At 52.7% G+C, this 17,793-nt stretch carries 19 protein-coding genes, 1 tRNA gene and 1 pseudogene; 12 read left to right on the top strand and 9 right to left on the bottom strand.

Translation table 11 applies throughout. The annotated features are described in order from the left end of the window. Nucleotides 1-113, bottom strand: a pseudogene (locus H6F75_RS02095) (photosystem II D2 protein (photosystem q(a) protein)); the annotation flags it as partial. A gap of 517 nt (nt 114-630) precedes the next feature. Here H6F75_RS02095 and H6F75_RS02090 point away from each other — a divergent pair. From H6F75_RS02090 to H6F75_RS02065, 6 genes are all read left to right on the top strand, one after another. Next, nucleotides 631-906 carry a hypothetical protein gene (locus tag H6F75_RS02090; RefSeq protein WP_190748720.1) on the top strand — a complete coding sequence of 92 codons (276 nt, stop codon included), beginning with the start codon at nt 631-633 and terminating at the stop codon, nt 904-906. 28 nt (nt 907-934) lie between these two features. Further along, nucleotides 935-1,624 (top strand): ATP-binding cassette domain-containing protein, encoded by a 690-nt coding sequence (locus H6F75_RS02085; protein WP_190748718.1) that lies wholly within the window; start codon nt 935-937, stop codon nt 1,622-1,624. Nucleotides 1,625-1,736: 112 nt separating this feature from the next. Continuing rightward, a complete protein-coding gene (locus tag H6F75_RS02080; protein ID WP_073610122.1) occupies nt 1,737-1,964 on the top strand; it encodes a DNA-directed RNA polymerase subunit omega in 228 nt (75 codons plus the stop codon). 23 nt (nt 1,965-1,987) lie between these two features. Further along, nucleotides 1,988-2,356, top strand: a complete 369-nt coding sequence (locus H6F75_RS02075; protein WP_190748716.1) for a DUF1818 family protein — start codon at nt 1,988-1,990, stop codon at nt 2,354-2,356. An 88-nt stretch (nt 2,357-2,444) separates the two neighbouring features. Next, nucleotides 2,445-2,518, top strand: a tRNA-Pro gene (locus H6F75_RS02070). Between the two features lie 674 nt (nt 2,519-3,192). Next, nucleotides 3,193-4,572, top strand: a complete 1,380-nt coding sequence (locus H6F75_RS02065; RefSeq protein ID WP_190748714.1) for a carotenoid oxygenase family protein — start codon at nt 3,193-3,195, stop codon at nt 4,570-4,572. A 21-nt stretch (nt 4,573-4,593) separates the two neighbouring features. Here the strand turns inward: H6F75_RS02065 and H6F75_RS02060 are convergent, their stop codons facing one another. The 4 genes from H6F75_RS02060 to H6F75_RS02045 form a co-directional block, all read right to left on the bottom strand. After that, nucleotides 4,594-4,959, bottom strand: coding sequence for a DUF4345 family protein (locus tag H6F75_RS02060; RefSeq protein WP_190748712.1), 366 nt, complete (start codon nt 4,957-4,959; stop codon nt 4,594-4,596). Between the two features lie 108 nt (nt 4,960-5,067). Continuing rightward, a complete protein-coding gene (locus H6F75_RS02055; protein WP_190748710.1) occupies nt 5,068-5,979 on the bottom strand; it encodes an alpha/beta hydrolase in 912 nt (303 codons plus the stop codon). Nucleotides 5,980-6,066: 87 nt separating this feature from the next. Continuing rightward, nucleotides 6,067-6,513 (bottom strand): hypothetical protein, encoded by a 447-nt coding sequence (locus tag H6F75_RS02050; RefSeq protein ID WP_190748708.1) that lies wholly within the window; start codon nt 6,511-6,513, stop codon nt 6,067-6,069. A gap of 158 nt (nt 6,514-6,671) precedes the next feature. Then, a complete protein-coding gene (locus H6F75_RS02045; RefSeq protein ID WP_190748706.1) occupies nt 6,672-7,457 on the bottom strand; it encodes an RNA polymerase sigma factor SigF in 786 nt (261 codons plus the stop codon). Nucleotides 7,458-7,791: 334 nt separating this feature from the next. Between H6F75_RS02045 and H6F75_RS02040 the strand changes: the two genes are divergently transcribed. Further along, the gene (locus H6F75_RS02040) at nt 7,792-8,523 is read left to right on the top strand and encodes an HAD family phosphatase (protein ID WP_190748704.1); all 732 of its coding nucleotides are present in this window, start codon (nt 7,792-7,794) and stop codon (nt 8,521-8,523) included. Between the two features lie 118 nt (nt 8,524-8,641). Next, nucleotides 8,642-9,301 carry an NAD(P)H-dependent oxidoreductase gene (locus tag H6F75_RS02035; protein WP_190748702.1) on the top strand — a complete coding sequence of 220 codons (660 nt, stop codon included), beginning with the start codon at nt 8,642-8,644 and terminating at the stop codon, nt 9,299-9,301. Between the two features lie 17 nt (nt 9,302-9,318). Here H6F75_RS02035 and H6F75_RS02030 read toward each other — a convergent pair whose 3' ends face one another. From H6F75_RS02030 to H6F75_RS02015, 4 genes are all read right to left on the bottom strand, one after another. Then, complete coding sequence (locus H6F75_RS02030) at nt 9,319-9,882, bottom strand: NUDIX hydrolase (RefSeq protein ID WP_190748700.1); 564 nt, start codon at nt 9,880-9,882, stop codon at nt 9,319-9,321. A 59-nt stretch (nt 9,883-9,941) separates the two neighbouring features. Beyond that, the gene (gene folK / locus H6F75_RS02025; RefSeq protein ID WP_190748698.1) at nt 9,942-10,445 is read right to left on the bottom strand and encodes a 2-amino-4-hydroxy-6-hydroxymethyldihydropteridine diphosphokinase; all 504 of its coding nucleotides are present in this window, start codon (nt 10,443-10,445) and stop codon (nt 9,942-9,944) included. Nucleotides 10,446-10,448: 3 nt separating this feature from the next. Continuing rightward, complete coding sequence (trxA, locus tag H6F75_RS02020; RefSeq protein WP_190748696.1) at nt 10,449-10,769, bottom strand: thioredoxin; 321 nt, start codon at nt 10,767-10,769, stop codon at nt 10,449-10,451. 161 nt (nt 10,770-10,930) lie between these two features. Then, the gene (locus tag H6F75_RS02015; RefSeq protein ID WP_190748694.1) at nt 10,931-11,791 is read right to left on the bottom strand and encodes an alpha/beta fold hydrolase; all 861 of its coding nucleotides are present in this window, start codon (nt 11,789-11,791) and stop codon (nt 10,931-10,933) included. Between the two features lie 187 nt (nt 11,792-11,978). Here H6F75_RS02015 and H6F75_RS02010 point away from each other — a divergent pair, with 187 nt between their 5' ends. From H6F75_RS02010 to H6F75_RS01995, 4 genes are all read left to right on the top strand, one after another. Beyond that, nucleotides 11,979-12,758, top strand: coding sequence for a DUF1350 family protein (locus H6F75_RS02010; RefSeq protein WP_190748692.1), 780 nt, complete (start codon nt 11,979-11,981; stop codon nt 12,756-12,758). Nucleotides 12,759-12,845: 87 nt separating this feature from the next. After that, the gene (locus H6F75_RS02005; protein ID WP_073610112.1) at nt 12,846-13,271 is read left to right on the top strand and encodes an anti-sigma regulatory factor; all 426 of its coding nucleotides are present in this window, start codon (nt 12,846-12,848) and stop codon (nt 13,269-13,271) included. A 65-nt stretch (nt 13,272-13,336) separates the two neighbouring features. Then, complete coding sequence (locus H6F75_RS02000; protein WP_190748759.1) at nt 13,337-14,119, top strand: TIGR00297 family protein; 783 nt, start codon at nt 13,337-13,339, stop codon at nt 14,117-14,119. An 880-nt stretch (nt 14,120-14,999) separates the two neighbouring features. Continuing rightward, complete coding sequence (locus H6F75_RS01995; protein WP_190748690.1) at nt 15,000-17,546, top strand: EAL domain-containing protein; 2,547 nt, start codon at nt 15,000-15,002, stop codon at nt 17,544-17,546. Nucleotides 17,547-17,793: the final 247 nt, after the last annotated feature.

Genomic DNA, 17,793 nt, shown 5'->3' with positions numbered 1-17,793 from the left:
AACAGCAGGATGCCCGACCACCCGATAAACACAAAGCGATCGCGCTTTAGCCAGTCGTCGAGGACGTCGAACCATCCTCGCTCCGCTTGCGCGCGTCCCATTGCTATGGTCATACGCTAATCTCCGTAACTATCTAACAACAAGGTATATACACGGAAGATGATGCCGCTACTTCTAGCCTGCAAACAATTGACCGACTCAGTCAATCAACTATCCACAGATTATGAGTAGTGTTTACTATTCTTTACCGTACGTATCATTATAAGGGGTATTTTTAGGAGGGCTGACCAGGGAAACCAAATTATCTTTGAATTTCAGCAGTTCTAGTAAGCATTTTTGCTTACCTCTTGGGGAAGGATTTAGGTTGTTCTAGTTCAAGCTTATTCTTTATAGTGTTGCAGCTTAGCCAAGCATCAGCAGAGACAAGCGGCATCTCGTTCTGGCGGGGGCTGTAGTTACCGGATGCTAGACGGCAACCTATTGTCTATCACCCACACAGGTAGCTTTTTGCTCCTACCAGAGCTGTAGTTGTCCAGTAGGAACCTTTACACTCTATATATGTATAGATAGGCAAGCTTAGTTCAAGCCACCTGGTCTCCAAATATTCTGTTTACTGAGTAGTAGTCAACCATGTTCACGATCGAGTTAACGCTGAAACACACGCCAATGCCCCTCTCTGTGCAAAAGAAAGAATCAAGTGAGGCACAGGCTCTTTTTGGCTCAATTACAGAGAGCCTACGCAACAACAATGGTCACCTCATCGAAATCACCTGCGACCAACAGCCTCATAAACGTATCAGCGTCCTGGGTAGCGAAATTGCAGCCGTCCAAATTTTTGAGAAAAGCGGTACGGCTACAGCATCAGGTCGCCCACCGGGGTTCTTCTCTTTAAGTAGCGATCAGTAAGCGATCGCTACTTAAGGAGTCAAGATCAGTGCCTAGTAACATTGTTTCAGCTCAAGAGCATAGTGCCATTTGGGTCAATCAGTTGCAGTTTCAGTGGCCATCGGGGCTGCCAGTTCTGCAAGATTGCTCGCTTACGGTGCAGCCCGGTGAGTTCTGCATGCTGCTAGGCAACAATGGTAGTGGTAAGTCAACCCTTCTAAAGATCTTGGGCGGGCTGCTGAAACCTCAAGCAGGAGAGTGGTCGGTCGGAAAGCCCCTAGGATTTGTATTTCAGAACCCCGACCACCAGTTAGTGATGCCGACTGTGGGAGCTGACGTAGCGTTTGGCCTAGTAGATGAGCACCTTCCCTTAGCAGAGATTCGCAATCGGGTTGATGATGCCTTGTCCGCCATCAATCTATTGGAGCTAAAGCGTCGACCTATCTATGCTCTCAGCGGCGGTCAAAAGCAGCGGGTGGCAATTGCTGGGGCCATTGCCCGACACTGCCAGGTGCTACTACTAGATGAGCCTACTGCTCTACTCGATCCCGATAGCCAAATTGATTTGGTGAAACGCGTAAGAAATCTGGTTAAAGAGCGGGGGCTAACAGCTCTATGGGTAACCCACAGACTGGTAGAACTTGACTACTGCGATCGCGCCTTTCTGCTGGAGGCAGGGCGAGTACTGGACGAGGGCGAGCCGGCTCGTCTTAAGCAGCGCCTACAAAGCCAAGTCTGAATGTCTTCAATGGCTGTTTATGGTCCAACCCTAGGCCACCATGCTTGATTGGAGGCGGTGATACCAAAAATTGTTGGTAGAATGAGGGCATGAGTTATTTATTCAGGTTGTTATGGCTAAGCGCTCTCCTTTCGACAGTACGCAGGTTATGCGACGCACCGAAGACCTGATTCGGGCCGCTTCAAATCGCTACCGCATTACGGTACAAGTAGCTAATCGAGCTCAGCGGAGACGCTTCGAAGATTTTGAAAACTACGAAGACCCTAAGATGAAGCCTGTGCTACGGGCCATTATCGAGATGTCTGATGAGTTGACTCAACCTGAGATTATTGGCGAGTAGCAGCATTAAGACTGGCCGCGTTCATGGGTGAGCGGTTTACAAAGGAAGGTAATGGGTGGCGGCTCGGCTGGGACGCCACCGCCCCTAAATACTGTGGACTGCTAGCTGGCTCCAACTGGGCTATAGAGTTAACTAGGGCCGAGTTTGGTGCCTTTCAGCGGCTAGCGATGGAAATAAGTGAAACCATGCAGGCGATCGCCGGCGAACTCATGGACGATGAACGCGTTACCTGTGAAGCAGAAGCCGATCAGCTATGGATAGAAGCAGAGGGCTTTCCAGGGGCCTACGGCATACGGTTCATTCTCAAGTCAGGTCGTCAATGCGAAGGCGAGTGGGATGCGGAGGCGACCCAGCAAATGCTGCAGGCTATCTTCCATCTCACGGTGTTTTGAGGATTTTTCAGCACCGGTTGCAAAATTCTCGAATTTCATTCGGCTATGTACCGCCCTGTGGTATTCTAGGTAAGCACGATTAAAAGACCGGGGCGTAGCGCAGCTTGGTAGCGCACCACTTTGGGGTAGTGGGGGTCGTGGGTTCAAATCCCGCCGCTCCGATTGAGTTAAAAAGCCGGAATCACTGCTAAGCAGTGATTCCGGCTTTTTAGTTCTAGCGTACTAAAATACATTTCGGCGTACTTTAGCAGTACTTAACGGACAGTTAAAGGACACGACAGAATGCGGCTTTCAGCATCCCACTTCAATGGAGTACAAAAGCTTGTAGTAATACTGCATCAAGTACTTAGATCGATGTTCCTGTGACTACTTCCAGAATCTAGTACACAGTTACACATATACCCTTTGTTCATTACTCCGCTAGGGTTTAAGCGTTGCCACAAGGCCGCACACGAAGTAATAAACAAAACACAGATAATTAAGGGCACCTTAGCAACACTCATTGTTGCGGTTAATAAAGCCAGCAGGGTTCATCCCAGTCTTGCAAGACTCAGGCTGAGAATTGGCCATTGAGATACACGCAATCATGACGAGACACTTATGGAGCGTTGCCTTGTTGCCTTACTTCCAACGCTGATTGCTTGGCAGATGACACAGCTAAATTCAGCCAGTAACTTTTTGCGATCGCCCCCAGAGTTGTTGGCCGGTTCTAATCAACTATCAGCGACCTTGAGCTTGCGATCGCCTGCCTGTCCTGATGATGGCCTTATAAGATAGGCAGGCTGCCTATCACACAAAACCAAAACACTCCCACTTATCGTCAATCTACTGGTCCTATGACAACCACCCTCAACCCCTACCTCACTGGTAACTTTGCCCCTATCGAGACGGAGTTAACGGTCGCTCAGCTGTCTGTCGTTGGCGAGTTACCAGCCGAACTGAGTGGCATGTTTGTCCGTAATGGTCCCAATCCGCAGTTCTCACCACTGGGGCTTTATCACTGGTTCGATGGGGATGGCATGCTGCACGGCGTTCACATCCAAGACGGTAAAGCGAGTTACCGCAATCGCTATATTCGGACGCAGGGGTTTAACCAGGAGCACCAAGCAGGGGAGGCCGTGTTTGGCGGATTGCTCCAACCGTCTCAAGGCGGCTTCAAAAACGTGGCCAATACAGCACTCGTATGGCATCGCGATCGCCTGTTGGCGCTTTGGGAAGGAGGGGAACCGCACGCGATTGATGTGCCCGGGCTAGAGACAATCGGTACCTACACCTTCAACGGCAAGCTGTCCTCTCCCGTGACGGCCCATCCTAAAGTGGATCCGGTGACCGGGGAAATGATGTTCTTTGGCTATTCGCTGGCCCAACCGCCCTACGTCAACTACAGTGTCGTGTCGGCTGAGGGAGACCTGTTGCGAACAGTCCCAATCGATCTGCCGGTGGGGGTGATGATGCATGACTTTGCCATCACAGAGCAATACACCCTTTTCATGGATTTGCCCCTCACCTTCCGCTTGGAGCGGCTGCAGCGGGGAGAACCTGCCTTTGCCTTCGAGCGCGATCGCCCCAGTCGATTTGGAATTATGCCTCGCCATGGCGACAACGGGACGATTCGCTGGTTTGAAGCACCTAGCTGCTATGTCTTCCACACCCTAAATGCCTATGAGGATGGGGATGATATCGTTCTAATGGCTTGTCGCACGGGTAACACCAACGTTTTGGGAGCGTCTCCTGATGCCCACGAGGGAGATAATCACCAGGTTGGCAGCGACGTGCCTTTGCTCTACCAGTGGCGATTTAACCTGAAGACAGGGGCTGTGCAAGAACAGGCCCTCGACGATCGCGCCTGCGAGTTTCCTCGTATCAATGAGCAGTATTTGGGTCGGCAATCTCGCTATGGCTATGCTGGCAAGAGCGCTCCTACCGCAGTGCCGAAGTTTGATGGGTTGCTGAAGTTTGATTTGGACAATGGAAACGTTCAGGTTCACTCGTTTGGAGCCGGACGCTATGGTGGGGAAGGGGTCTTTGTACCCCGACCAGGCGCAACCGCCGAAGATGATGGGTGGCTGATGACCTTTGTGCACGATGAAGCGCAAAACACGTCTGAGTTAGTCATCGTCAGCACGCAGGCAATAACGGATGAACCCGTTGCTCGCATTCAAATACCGCAGCGGGTTCCCTATGGCTTTCATGGCACTTGGGTTCCACTGCCGTAGTGCCAATGAGCTAGTTCTAGCTCAAGCCTGCCACATCCAACTGAACAAAAACAAAGCCCCCAAGAAAGCTTCTGCTACCACACCACCAATATTCTTGACAGTGATGCTGCGGTCAACGATGCTCGATATCAACCGCACGGCCGCAGCTACTAAAGAAGCTACCCCTAGGACGGTAAAAGCATCCGTAGACTGTAACCACAAACAGGTGGCTCCTAACCCCAGGAAGAAACTGCCCAGGGTTGAGCGAATTTCAGAAACTCCGACCGGAGCGATGGGACCAAGCCCCACAAAGGCAGCCATTGTTTTGGGAAAGAGCAAGGCTGCGCCCCCTAGCAGCATCAAGAGCACTGACGCTAGATTGGGAGCAATCTGAATGGAAGTTTCCACAGGCATTACGGAATCACGACTCTCTCCATTGGAGGCGATCAGGATTGGGGCAGGGTACCGTCGGTTGGTAGACTTTCTGTTTTCTCTGGTGCTCCTATCTCTCTCAATTCAGTGGGCAAAGGACAACAGGTGATCCGCAACGACCTGTGGTTGATCGAAGTGGGGAACGTGCCCCGCTCCCTCAACCCAGACCAGCTGACTACCCGCGATCGCTTGCTCAAACCGCGTGGCATCTACCGTTCCTAAGACATCATCGGCTTTTCCCCACAAAATTAGGGTGGGATGTATGACTTGAGCGATCGCATTGCTCAAGTTTGCGTAACCTCCACTTTGGGTAAAGGATGCGATCGCATGCCTCCACCCCGGCATCTCCTGATGCAGCAACGAGCAGCGCAGGGCATCCATCAGGCTTGCATCCCATATCGGCAAGGCTGAGGCAGCAGCCAGAGCTGCATGTTTGCGAAAATACAGCCAATCTGCGCCCAGTTCGATCAGTGGACTTGGGAGAAACTGCCCTATGGGGAAGCTGCCAGAAAAGCCAACAATGTCTATAAGAATGAGCGATCGCACCCAACTCGGATAATGCAAGGCAAAGTCGATCGCGACTGCTCCTCCCAAAGAGGCTCCCACCAAAGTGACAGGTTGCCCAACCCAATCTTTTACAACGTTGAACAGATGTTGCTGAATCGTCTGGGCATTGACCGCCAGCGTAGCTGTGTATTCAGTAAATCCTGAACCCAACAAGTCGATCGCCCAGGTTTCGTGACGATGCGTCAGTAAAGGCAGTAACCGCCGAAATTCCAGCAGGGAACTATCAAATCCGTGCAGAAGCAGAATAGGGATTGTGTCAAGTACAGGAGTTGGTGAATCAGGCGGATAATGGGCATAAGCGGTTGTGATCGCCGTTGTACTTTGCCTCACCGGCACTTGAACAACACGACGCTGGATTTGTTGCAGCAGGGCAACAGCCTCCACATCCTGGATCTCACTTGTGGAGGGCGGTAAAAAATGAGCAAGCATGTGTCTCAACCCAAAGCGGGCAGCCTTACCAGTACCAGAAGCGGCAATGCTGCTACATCCTAGGCCATCAAGGCAAAGGGCAGTCGCTTATTGAGCAAATAGTTTAGTAATATCTCCCTGCAACGGTGGCTCTGCACAGTTAGCATCACAAAGAAAGTTTGCCTGAAAAGTGCGATCGCTCAACCAGGTAAAGCTACTCAGATCAGCGGGGGCAGCCGTATAGTCAAACATTTTAGACTCTCCAATCTGGAGATCTAACGCGATGAACCAGGTAACCCCTTCCATTGATTCGGCAAACACGGCGTAGCGTTCATCCATCGACCACTGCACCCAATTCTGCCCACCGTACTTAGCGATAGAGATTTTCTGCACTTTTCCAGCTTCACGATCAACAAGAAACACAGCCCAACACAATCCAGTTTCATCGGTGGAATCTTCGCAGGCTTTTAAAATGTTAAATCTGCCCGATGGGGATAGCTCTGAAACGAACAGCCGCCGAGCATAGGTGACACTGCCGTCACTCGTATATGGCAAGGCTTTTTGCTGTCTAAAACTTCCAGTTGTGGTCTGCCTATCTTCACGAGAAAATCTAAGCGGTATACCCCAGAACGGGAAAGCCGCAGATAGTCTTGGATAGACTACCTGCGGCGATCGCTCTCGTAACAACTTTAGATTAGGAATCCATGCTTAGACTAGGGATCCGTGCGAAGCTCCTGAGGTTGCAGGTAAGCAATCATTTCGTCGACACCGCGTTGAATGCGTCGGGTAACGGTCATAGGACTAACGCCAATTTTCTCAGCTACCTCTTTGCGGGATAGACCTTTGAAGAAGACAAACTCAATAGCAGTGCGAGTTTTAGACTCAAGCTGGTTCAACGCCCGCTGGATTTGTTGACGATCTTCTTCCAGTGCCTGCATGAGTTGATAGTGACTGTCAGGCAGGGTTTCGCCCAAGGTGATGTTGGAGTCAACCTGCTGACATACAGTTGCATCCAAGCTGAGGGGAAGGCGATTTTTATGAGCCATTTTGACTTCCCGCCATTCTTTTACAGACACATCTAATGCATCAGCCATTTCGCTATCGCTGGGGTTGCGGCCTAAGGAGCGCATCAGCTCCATCTGTAGTTTTTGAGACTCTTTTTGTAGATCCTGCCAGCGGCGGGGAATCTTAACAGTGGTGCCGCGATCGCGCAGGAAGTGCAGCATCTCACCGCGAATATAAGGTACGGCAAAGGAGCTAAAGGCACAGCCTTGACCAGGGTTAAACCGCTCAATGGCACGAATCAAACCGATGTAGCCAATCTGCTCAAGATCTTCGTAGGGCTCAGAACACTGATGGCTGACGCGGTGGGCAATTTTGCGCACTAGTCCAGCATTGAGTTGCACCAGCCGGTTACGCAGGTGTACAGAGGGAGACTGCTTGTACTGCATCAGCAGTTCCATGCCACGGGAGCGAATTGTCGAAGTTTGAGTAGCCATATCTGCGGTGTCCTTACGAGAGCGGGTTCGCTGAGAACTGTCCTTATTCTCGGGATTGACACCGGCATTCACCATCGTTGATCCACGGTACTCCAGCGGAGGGTCAACGCCAATCTCCGTAATTTCACGGGACGAGAGTCTGTCGCTTGAAGTGCAGCTAAACGCCTTTGATCTAGAGGTGAGGTCTGGCTGTCATACTGCACTGCACTGATTGGCAATACCTCGAACTCGTTGATCTAAAAGGCCGGAAGAGCCTTCTTTAGCAGTCGAAACCGGGCTAAGCTAGAGGCTGCATCCAAGGCATTACATCTCTTAATATTCCTCCGATTAGATAATGGCTCTTAAGGCAGTTTTACTCGACTTCAACGGTGTCGTGATTAACGATGAGGCCATCCACGGGCGGTTGCTTGAGGAGTTGCTCCTAGAAGAAAATCTCCGACCTAACCCCCACGATTTGGCGGAATACTGTCTGGGCCGCTCTGATGCCGCTTGTCTCAGTGAGCTACTTACTCGTCAAGGACGGGTAATCTCTGAGGGGTACTTAGAAAAACTGCTTGACCGTAAAGCTACTCGCTACCGAGAAGTACTGTCTGCCCTAGATCAACTGCCGCTATATCCAGGGCTTGACGATTTGATTTACCAAATTAGGGCAGCGCAGCTAAAGCTGGCTATTGTCTCTGGAGCAAGGCGCGAGGAAATTGAAGCCGTACTGGCACAGACAGCTTGGGGAAACTATGTAGAGCTGATTATTTCGTCAGATGATCTGGCGATCGGAGTTAGTAAACCTGCCCCAGATGGCTATCTACTCGCCATTGAGCGCTTCAATCAACAGTTTGCCGACCTCGCTCTACAGCCAACGGATTGCTTAGCCATAGAAGATTCCTTCGCTGGTATTGAAGCCGCTAAACAGGCAGGAGTCCCCGTACTGGGCGTAGCCCATGTCTACCCCTACCAAATGATTCACCGTCGAGCTACATGGGCGATCGATCATCTCTATGAACTGAGCCTAGACTGGCTCAAACCCTACTACGGGTCTGGACCCGGCGCCGAACGGGTTTCAGCTTAGAGTCAAGCGTTGACGCAGTGGGTAGCTCCGTGGCTTAGGATGCTCTACAGGAACGTTATCTGCAAAAATCTTATCGTTCTTACCTTGAGGCTGCTGTTACTGCACTTCCACAACCGCCATGACACATTCACTTACTACCCCTGACCAGGTTATTCAGCAGTTGAACTGGCGCTATGCGACTAAGCAATTTGACCCAAGCCGCAAAATCTCCGATGCTACGTGGGCCGCTCTGGAGCAGAGCCTTGTGCTGTCGCCGTCGTCCTTTGGACTACAACCTTGGAAGTTTTTTGTGGTGAGAAACCCTGCTCTGCGGCAACAGCTGAGAGAACATGCTTGGGGTCAGGCCCAAGTCACTGATGCCTCTCACCTAGTAGTGCTGGCCATTAAAAAAGATGTGGGTACTACGGAGGTTGACCAGTTCGTAGAGCGCACAGCAACGGTGCGCCAGGTGCCTACCGAAACGCTTGATGGTTACAGCAACATGATCAAAGGCTTTCTGGCAGAGCCTCCTTACCCGATCACGATGGACAATTGGGCAACTCGGCAGGTCTATATTGCTTTAGGGTTTTTGATGTACTCTGCGGCCATGCTGGGGGTCGATACCTGCCCGATGGAGGGCTTCGAACAAGACAAGTTTAACGAGCTGCTGCAACTACCTGAACAGGGCTATTCGGCGGTGGTGCTATGCGCAGTAGGGTACCGTGCCGACGATGACAAGTACGCCACCCTACCTAAGGTACGCTACGCCACTGAAACCGTATTGGGATACTACGACTAGCGTGTATTTTGGGCTGGCTATAGAGCTGCCAGCTTCTCCAAATAAGGCTTTGCCAGGTAGAAGCTGGCGATAGACTTAGCGTCTACCGCTTCCCCAGCCAAAATGGCTTTCTCGAGCTGGGCAGGGGTAAACCGTACGACTTCGATATCTTCATCGTCATCAGCGTCGGGAGGTAGCTCGATCGCATCTAGGTCAGTGGCTAGAAAGGCATAGATAATCTCGTCTGAATAGCCAGGAGCTAAAGGAAAATTGCCAATGGGTAGCCAAGTTTGAGCGCTGTAGCCAATTTCCTCTTGAATTTCTCGACGAATAGTGTCGGCAGGGGATTCGTCAGCCTCGATTGTGCCGGCGGGAAATTCTAGCAACCGCCCAAGCAAAGCAAAGCGATACTGACGCACCATGATCAATTCACCATTGGCGGTTACGGGTACAGCTAAGGCACCACCGGGATGGCGGATACATTCCCAATCGCCTTCTGCTCGGTTTGGCAGGCGCAGACGATTAACCTCGAAGTTGAACTTGCGGCCCTCATAAAATAAGCGCTGCTTGAGCAGTTGAGGAGGCTCTTGACCCAAAGGCATAGGTGACGGCGAAGAAAGGGCGCATGCGAACCCATTGTAGCCGGCGGAGAGCGAGTAGATTAGGTTGAGGCGCTGATTGGGCCAAGTGGCTGTACTCCAGTAGGGTCAACAGCTTGACATAGGGATTGTATCGATTGACCACTTACAGGGTCGCGCCAGTTAGGAGCGATCTCAGCGAGAGGGATGAGCACGAAGGCGCGCTCCCGCAGACGGGGGTGGGGAACGTGCAGGGCTGCTTCAGTAATGATTGCCTGACCGTAGAACAGCAAATCGAGGTCAAGGGTGCGTGGGCCCCACCGTTCCCGCCGCACTCGACCGAAGTGCTGTTCTGTGGCTAGTAGCTGATTGAGTAGGTCTTGAGCTGAGAGGGAGGTCTTGAGCAGAGCACAGGCATTTAAGATATCGGGCTGAGGGGGGCCAACGGCGACGGTTTGGTAAAGGCTTGACTGCGCTATGACCTCGATACAGCAGTTTTGACGCAGAGCCGTGAGGGCTTGCTGCAAAGTTTTCCGGGAGTTGCCCAGGTTGCTGCCTAAGGCGATCGCACAGGGTACAGCCATCATGCCCTAGCTTAAATGAGGTTGAAGCCGAGCCACTAGCTGGTCAGCTGGTAGCACGCCTTCGATGCGATCTACGGGCTGCCCGGCTTTGAATAACACCAGCGTGGGCAGGGCCGCAATCCGATGCTGAGAGGCAATTTGCGGATACTTATCGGTGTCAATTTTGACGATTTTGAGCTGTCCTTTGAGCTGGCTGCTGACGGTAGTTAGAATGCCTGCCATCATCTGACAAGGGCCACACCAGGTGGCATAGAAATCAACCAGCACTGGGCCTGAGGCTCCAGCTAATAAGTCCTCAAAACTCTGAAATTGCTGTTTGACCGCCATCGCGTACTCCCTTGGTAAATCCCGATTGCCTAAGCAACAGCATTGCCCGTTTGACTGGGATAAGCTATTGCTTTAGGCATTATTTTATCGTTCTACCCGCTATCAATTGGGCTGAGCAGCGGGGAAGGATGGGTAGCATTAACTTGGCCGTCCGCTCCTAGCTACACAGCCATTTGACGCAGGAAAGTATCGAGGGCAGCGGCGACTTTTTCGGCCCAGTCTTCTTGAGCATAGTGACCAACTTCTTCTAAGGTTTGGAGTTCACCGTTGGGAAGGGTTTGAACGGCGGCCTCAGCTAGACTGACCGGCAGCCAGGGATCCTTTTGCCCCCACAGTACTAGGGTAGGGTGATCCCAGTTGGGCAGGGCAGCGGCGATCGCCTGACTGCTGGCTTCAAGGTCTATGCGGCGCACGGTGGTCATCAAGGCCCGTCCCACGTCGGAGCTTTTCAGGAACGGTCGGCGGTATACGTCTAGGTCGGCGTCGTCGATCTGGTAGGGGCCACCGCCCTCTAGGGTGCGATCGACCAGGAGCGGATCCTGGGTGATCATATCTCCGGCTAGGGGCAGACCCATCTGGCGAATCTTCCAGGGGAGTTTAGCGCTAGGGCCAATGGGAGCGTTGATCATCACCAGGCGATCGACGCGATCAGGATGCTGGAGGGCGTACTGAATGCCGACGGAACCGAGGAATCCCTGGGCCACTAGATGCACTTGGGGTAGCTCTAGGGCATCGATAAAACTACCCAAGGCCGAGGCTAAGGCAGCGGGGGTGTAGTCAAAGTCGCGGCGATCGGGCTTATCGGAGAAACCATGGCCAAGCCAGTCGGGGGCGATCGCTCGAAATCCTTGCTGAGCCAGGGTAGGCATGACCTGCCGCCAGCTGTAGCTTTGCGATACCAGACCGTGGAGCAGCAGCACCGGCAGCCGGGAAGAGTCACCCAGGGGCTGAAGGTCGCGGTAGAACCAGGTTAACCCGTTGACCGATATCGTGCGCTCTGCGATCGCAGTATCTTGACTCATAGCCTTTCCTTAACCCAGCCCACCGAGCTTACCCTTCTACGGAATGGGAACGCAACAGCGGTAACTTAGCCCGTCCAATCTCCCCAAATTGACGGTGGTGATGCCCTCACTGCTCCAAACTGGCTACAGTAATAATAGAGGGGATCCCCATCTACTGTAATTTTGGGCAAAGGCACTACAAAGCACAATGAACTGGCAAGAGGTCTCTGGCAACTGGATTTTGGTGCCGCCTAACCCCACGGCGATCGTGCATTTTTTGGGGGGAGCCTTTGTAGCAGCCGCCCCCAGCGTCACCTACCAATGGCTGCTGGAGAATCTGGCTGGGCAGGGTTATTTGGTCGTGGCAACGCCCTTCATCAATACCTTTGACCATGCTGCCATCGCCCAGGAAGTGTTGGTCACCTTTGGTCAAGCGCTGCGGTATCTCGACAAGCGCGGGCTGGCTAACTACCGAATGCCTATTTACGGCCTAGGGCACAGCATGGGCTGCAAAGTCCACCTGCTGATCAATAGCCTCTGGGAGGTAGAGCGGGCTGGCAATATCTACATGAGTTTTAATAATTACCCAGCCCGGCGATCGATTCCCTTTTTAGAGCAGGTGGTGCAGTTCAACCCTGCCTTCAATGTGGAATTTACCCCCGACCCAGAGGCTACTCTGGCATTGGTGCGCGATCGCTATCCTGTATCTCACAATCTACTAATCAAATTCCGCAACGATACCATTGACCAAACCCGTCCCCTGTCGGAGGTGCTGGTGCGACGGTTTCCCGAGTCCACTACCGTTCAAATTTTGCAGGGTTCTCACACCACACCCATTGCCCAAGAATTGGGTTGGCAGCCAGGAGTAGCCTTCAGCCCCCTCGATGCTTTGGGGCAATTTATGCGCCAGGAGTTTTATCGAGACCTCACTCACCTGCGCCACCATCTGCTAACCTGGCTCAACCCCCTAACTGTAATGGGGCGATAGGCGATGTAAAACTCTTGCCCTTAATGCTTTTGCCGGGGTGGGGTTAGGCCTATGATGCAAAGGTGAGCTATCTAGCCGTTGCCCGCTTTGACTTATCAGCACACTAGCCAGATTGAAACCCAAACCGACCCAACGGAGCTGAAGTCGGTGCTGGCGTGGTTTGACCAGTTTCAGGCAACGCCTATCCCCCACAACATTTGGCTTCAGTGCCAGCTCGCTCTGATTGAAGGGTTTACCAATGCGGTGCGCCACGCTCACGCAGGGCTGCCCCTAGAAACCCCCGTTGGCATCGAGGTGTCGGTGAGCGATCGCACCATCGACATTCGCATTTGGGATCGCGGCCCTGGCTTTGATCTAGCCTCAATGCTGAGGCACAAAATTAGCGTTAACAACCCTGACTCAGAGGGAGGCCGTGGGCTAAAAATCATGTACCTCGTTGCCGATCGCCTCACCTATGAACCAGCCCCCGACCAGGGGAACTGCCTGCATTTGCACAAGACCTTTGCCCTATAGGGTAAGAATGCCCCTAAAGTGACGCTATGGCTTTATCTGCGGTTTTCTTGGCGCTAACCCCATTTATGCAAAGCTCTGGGCAGCTGACGGACTGGCTCATAGGCGGGCTGGTGAATACTCTGCTGCTGGCGATCGCCTGGAAACTGCCCAAAAAGCTGTTAACCCCAGCCGGCTACGGCCATGCCTGGGCGCTGGGGGTAATTGTTTGGGGCTGCCTGGGTTGGCGTGGTTATGCCGTGATGATGACCTATTTTCTGGCTGGAACAGCGGTTACCCGTTTGGGTAAAGGCCGCAAGGAAGCCGCCGGCATTGCTGAAGGGCGAGCTGGAGTCAGAGGGCCGGAGAATGTCTGGGGCTCTGCCCTAGCGGCAGCAGTCTGTGCTGGAGCGATTGCCATCCTCAAAGCAACCGCCAATCCTCCCAGCCAAGCCCTCTGGCTACCGTTGCTAGCCCTAGCCTACGTCAGCAGCCTCAGCACTAAACTCTCCGATACCACCGCCAGTGAGGTGGGCAAAGCCTACGGCCGCCACACCTTTCTGATTACCTCACTCAAGCCCGTACCGGCTGGGACTGAAGGGGCGGTTAGCCTAGAGGGCACCTTGGCTGGGGTAGCGGGGTCGGTGGTGATGGCCCTGGCAGGTTGGGCCGTTGGTTTAATTGACCTCTGGGGCATCATCATTTGCCTGGTAGCCGCCTTTATAGCGACCACCCTAGAAAGCCTCATTGGAGCCACACTGCAACCCCGCATACCGTGGTTAACCAACGAAGTCGTCAACGGCATGAACACGACTATAGGTGCCCTGATTGCCCTCTTACTGGGTCTAGCAGTGGCGCAGATGAACTGGTGAGGGCGATCGCGGCTAGAATTCCGTAGGTTTACAGATGATTTGTTCAAATTTTTGTTAGGAGCAACAGCCTAAAAGGCCGCCTCTCCCACTAGCATTTACTGAAATCCGGAAAGTTTTAGGAAATTTTATACAATCCTCACAAACTTTTGTCTTGGGTTTAGAAAAGTTCCGTGAATTTTCGTAATCCTAAGTTCCGTGGGTCCTCTGTCGATGGTCTCCGCTAACTTCAGCCTTAATAGATTTAGGCTGAAGCTACTTTAGAGAGCGGGCCTGGGTTGCCAATGTTGTTTAGGGAGCGTCTACCCTCAGTTATTTACATACCTGAGGACACAACGATAACTGTTATGCAAACTTCGCTAGAGCACACGGTTCGTTCTCACCATTCGGTTCTTGCTATTGGAATGCTATCGCTAGCTGTTTTGATCATGTTTCAGGCCTTTGGCACAGGGTCAGCGGCAAGCGCCAAAAGCCGAGACGAATTTCCAGGCCGACGCCAGGGTGGCGGCACCCACTGGGTAACTCCCCTTCAGCCTAGCAACTACTAGTGAAGACCAATCGCCATGCCGTCCACAGTGACAGCAAAGGCACATGATTAAAAGAGATATTGAAACCAAATACTAACCAAAGGCGGCGGTTCCACATCTAGGAGCTGCCGCTTTTGGCTTGTATTACAAAAGCCAAAACCAGCATCGCCACCGGCTCTAGCTGCTAGGCTACAGGGGCGATCGCAAGCGACTACCCGGCGAGAGTTACACAACTCGATCTGGGCATGCTTAAAAAATGTCCTTCACCTCGGTCGGCGTTCCAAGGCTAGGGCACTGGGTGTGCTACCTGAGACATTCTTCGTCATCTAGTTTCTGTCTTCAAAGGCCCAGCGATTGTGAAAGCGACGCTCAATAGAATAAACCATCGACTGCGGCGCCGGGTAGTTCCCCAAGTGCTCCACTGGTGGGGAGCGACTCCCTTGACCACCGGAGGCAAAATTGTGCTGTTGGCCAGTTTGGTGGCCAGCGCACTGGTGACCGGCACCAAAGTATTGACTGTTTTAGAACCAGCTGAACTCTTTCTCTTCGACCAGCTGGTGCGGTTGCGCCCTAGCCAAGACCTCGACCCCCGCATGACGATTGTGGGCATTACTGAAGCAGATATTCGCCAGTATGGCTGGCCCCTCAACGATGAGATATTAGCCGATGTTATTCAAACCCTTCAAATTCATACCCCAAGGGTTGTCGGCCTAGACCTCTACCGCAGCACGCTGCGTCCGCCAGGGTCGGTTGATTTGGTCGAAGCCCTAGCTGCACCCAATCTGATAGCCATTATGAATGTGGGCAGCACCCAGGGCCAGGGCGAGGTGCCGCCTCCGCCCACTGTTGAGCCAGAGCGGATCGGCTTTAACGATTTTCCCACCGATTCTGACGGCATTATCCGCCGCAACTTAGTTTTTGTGCGCAGCCTCGACGGCGGCTACTACTCCTTCGCCCTGCGGGTAGTGATGGTCTACGAGGGCTATGCAGCTGAGGCTTTAAGGGCTGGGGCAAATCACCTTTATCTGGGCGATCGGGCTATTCCGGTGCTCTCTGCTCGAGACGGCGGCTACCAAAATGTAGACAGCAGCGGCTACCAAATTTTGCTGCGCTATCACACCGCCAAAATGCCCGCGCGCCACCTCTCCATTAGCCAGGTACTTAGCGAGCAGTTTGATCCAACCTGGATTGACGACAACATTGTCCTCATTGGAACCACCGCCGCTAGCCTCAAAGACCGCTTCTACACACCCTTCAGCTTCAATCAAGACAACGAGCTGACCATGCCTGGAGTAGTTATCCACGGGCAGATGGTGCGCCAGCTGCTGGATATTGTTACCGGACAGCCTGCCAGTTACCGATTCCTGCCGCCCTGGGCTGAAGGGCTTTGGCTTTGGAGCTGGTGTTTAACTGCCGGTACCCTAGTTTGGATTGCTAAGCGCCCTAGCGAGCTACTGCTATCCTGCGGACTGCTCCTGGGCAGCTTAGGAGGAGTTGGCTGGCTGGGGGTTAATGGATTAGTGTGGCTCCCCCTGGCCGAGCCGTCTTTAGGAATGGTAACCGCAGCAGCAGTGGTTTTAGCTTACAAGCTGCTTTACCGCACCACCCATGACTCCCTCACCGGTCTGCCCAACCGCGAAGCCTTCATCAATACGATTCAGCAGGCCCTTCACTACCGGCAAAGCCCTGATCAGCCTGTGATAGTGGCATTTATGGGCATCGATCGCTTTAAGATAATCAACGAAAGTCTGGGTCACCAGGTGGGTGACGAGGTGCTGCAAATGATGGCTAGGCGGCTGATGCAGCACATACCCCCAGAGGTTCAAGTAGCCCGGGTCGGGGGCGACGAGTTTGCCCTCCTACTCACTCAGCTCTCTAGCACTGCTGCCGGAGAACTAATGGATCAGCTTCAGTACGTCCTTTCAGAACCTCTAACCCTGCATAATCAGAAATTGCCCAGCACCCTTAGCATTGGGGTAGCTATCAGCCAGCCAGGGTTAGAGCACAAACCGGCTGATCTGCTGCGCGATGCCCACACCGCCATGTACCGGGCCAAGGCCCTAGGCAAGTCACGGTTTGAGGTATTTGCCGCTGGCATGCTCATCGAAGCGGTCAACCGCCTTCAACTCGAAAGCGACTTGATTAGTGCCCTTGATAATCACGAGTTTTTGCTTTACTACCAGCCGATCATTAACCTCAGAACAGGGGCACTGGCTGGGTTTGAAGCTTTAGTGCGATGGCACCAAAAAGATCGAGGCTTTGTTCTGCCCAGTGCATTCATTCCGGCGGCAGAGGAAACCGGGTTGATTATGGCCTTGGGGCAATGGATTTTCCGCGAGGCCTGTCAGCAACTGCATCAGTGGCATACCTTACTGCCCCAATATCGCCACCTGACTATGAGTATCAATCTCTCTAATCGTCAGTTTGGTCAAACCGATTTGATCAATCAAATCGAAGTCGCTTTGAAAGAAACCCAGGTTGACGGCCACTGCGTTAGGCTTGAAATTACCGAGAGCATGGTGATGGGCGATGTGGATGCTGCGATCGATCTGATGCTCAAGCTCAAGTCTTTAGACCTAAAGCTGGCCATTGATGACTTTGGTACCGGCTACTCGTCCCTTAGCTACCTACACCGATTTCCTATGGATACTTTGAAGGTGGACAAATCCTTTGTGGGGCGACTGGAGAAAAGCAACGAAGATCGAGCCATCATTAACACTATTCTGACCCTTGGGCAAAAACTTGGCATGGAGGTGGTGGCCGAGGGAGTAGAAACCGCCGCCCAGGTCGCTATGCTACAGCAGGAGGGATGCGACTATGGTCAGGGCTATTTCTTTGCTAAGCCTTTACCGGCCGCTGAAGCTTTGAACTTACTACAGCAGCACCAGCCCCTTGGGTGCTAGATCTCCGGCCTGAGGGCAAAGCCTATGTCTAGTATCTTGGATGGAGTGGCTATTTGTAGCTGTTCCGTGACGGAAATTAGCGGTAGCTTTCAGTGCTAAAGCCCTGTGTTAGGGGTTTGGCACAATCCTTATTCTGACCTATTAACTTCCATTCTCAACTGGTCTACAATGATCCCGATAGCAACTCCATATTTTCCCCAACTTCAACAAGCTCATATTTGTCCAGCGGTTCCGCTCGGGAATTGGC

The organism is Nodosilinea sp. FACHB-131 (assembly GCF_014695395.1).
In the GTDB taxonomy this organism is placed as follows: domain Bacteria; phylum Cyanobacteriota; class Cyanobacteriia; order Phormidesmidales; family Phormidesmidaceae; genus Nodosilinea.
This window is presented reverse-complemented; position numbering and strand designations above follow the sequence as displayed.

What these genes read in the sequence shown, in the direction of transcription:
- H6F75_RS02090 (WP_190748720.1), top strand. Translation starts at nt 631, where the DNA reads ATGTTCACGATCGAGTTAACGCTGAAACACACGCCAATGCCCCTCTCT.
- H6F75_RS02080 (WP_073610122.1), top strand. Translation starts at nt 1,737, where the DNA reads ATGGCTAAGCGCTCTCCTTTCGACAGTACGCAGGTTATGCGACGCACC.
- H6F75_RS02075 (WP_190748716.1), top strand. Translation starts at nt 1,988, where the DNA reads ATGGGTGAGCGGTTTACAAAGGAAGGTAATGGGTGGCGGCTCGGCTGG.
- H6F75_RS02065 (WP_190748714.1), top strand. Translation starts at nt 3,193, where the DNA reads ATGACAACCACCCTCAACCCCTACCTCACTGGTAACTTTGCCCCTATC.
- H6F75_RS02055 (WP_190748710.1), bottom strand. Translation starts at nt 5,979, where the DNA reads ATGCTTGCTCATTTTTTACCGCCCTCCACAAGTGAGATCCAGGATGTG.
- H6F75_RS02045 (WP_190748706.1), bottom strand. Translation starts at nt 7,457, where the DNA reads ATGGCTACTCAAACTTCGACAATTCGCTCCCGTGGCATGGAACTGCTG.
- H6F75_RS02040 (WP_190748704.1), top strand. Translation starts at nt 7,792, where the DNA reads ATGGCTCTTAAGGCAGTTTTACTCGACTTCAACGGTGTCGTGATTAAC.
- H6F75_RS02035 (WP_190748702.1), top strand. Translation starts at nt 8,642, where the DNA reads ATGACACATTCACTTACTACCCCTGACCAGGTTATTCAGCAGTTGAAC.
- H6F75_RS02030 (WP_190748700.1), bottom strand. Translation starts at nt 9,882, where the DNA reads ATGCCTTTGGGTCAAGAGCCTCCTCAACTGCTCAAGCAGCGCTTATTT.
- folK (WP_190748698.1), bottom strand. Translation starts at nt 10,445, where the DNA reads ATGATGGCTGTACCCTGTGCGATCGCCTTAGGCAGCAACCTGGGCAAC.
- trxA (WP_190748696.1), bottom strand. Translation starts at nt 10,769, where the DNA reads ATGGCGGTCAAACAGCAATTTCAGAGTTTTGAGGACTTATTAGCTGGA.
- H6F75_RS02015 (WP_190748694.1), bottom strand. Translation starts at nt 11,791, where the DNA reads ATGAGTCAAGATACTGCGATCGCAGAGCGCACGATATCGGTCAACGGG.
- H6F75_RS02010 (WP_190748692.1), top strand. Translation starts at nt 11,979, where the DNA reads ATGAACTGGCAAGAGGTCTCTGGCAACTGGATTTTGGTGCCGCCTAAC.
- H6F75_RS02000 (WP_190748759.1), top strand. Translation starts at nt 13,337, where the DNA reads ATGCAAAGCTCTGGGCAGCTGACGGACTGGCTCATAGGCGGGCTGGTG.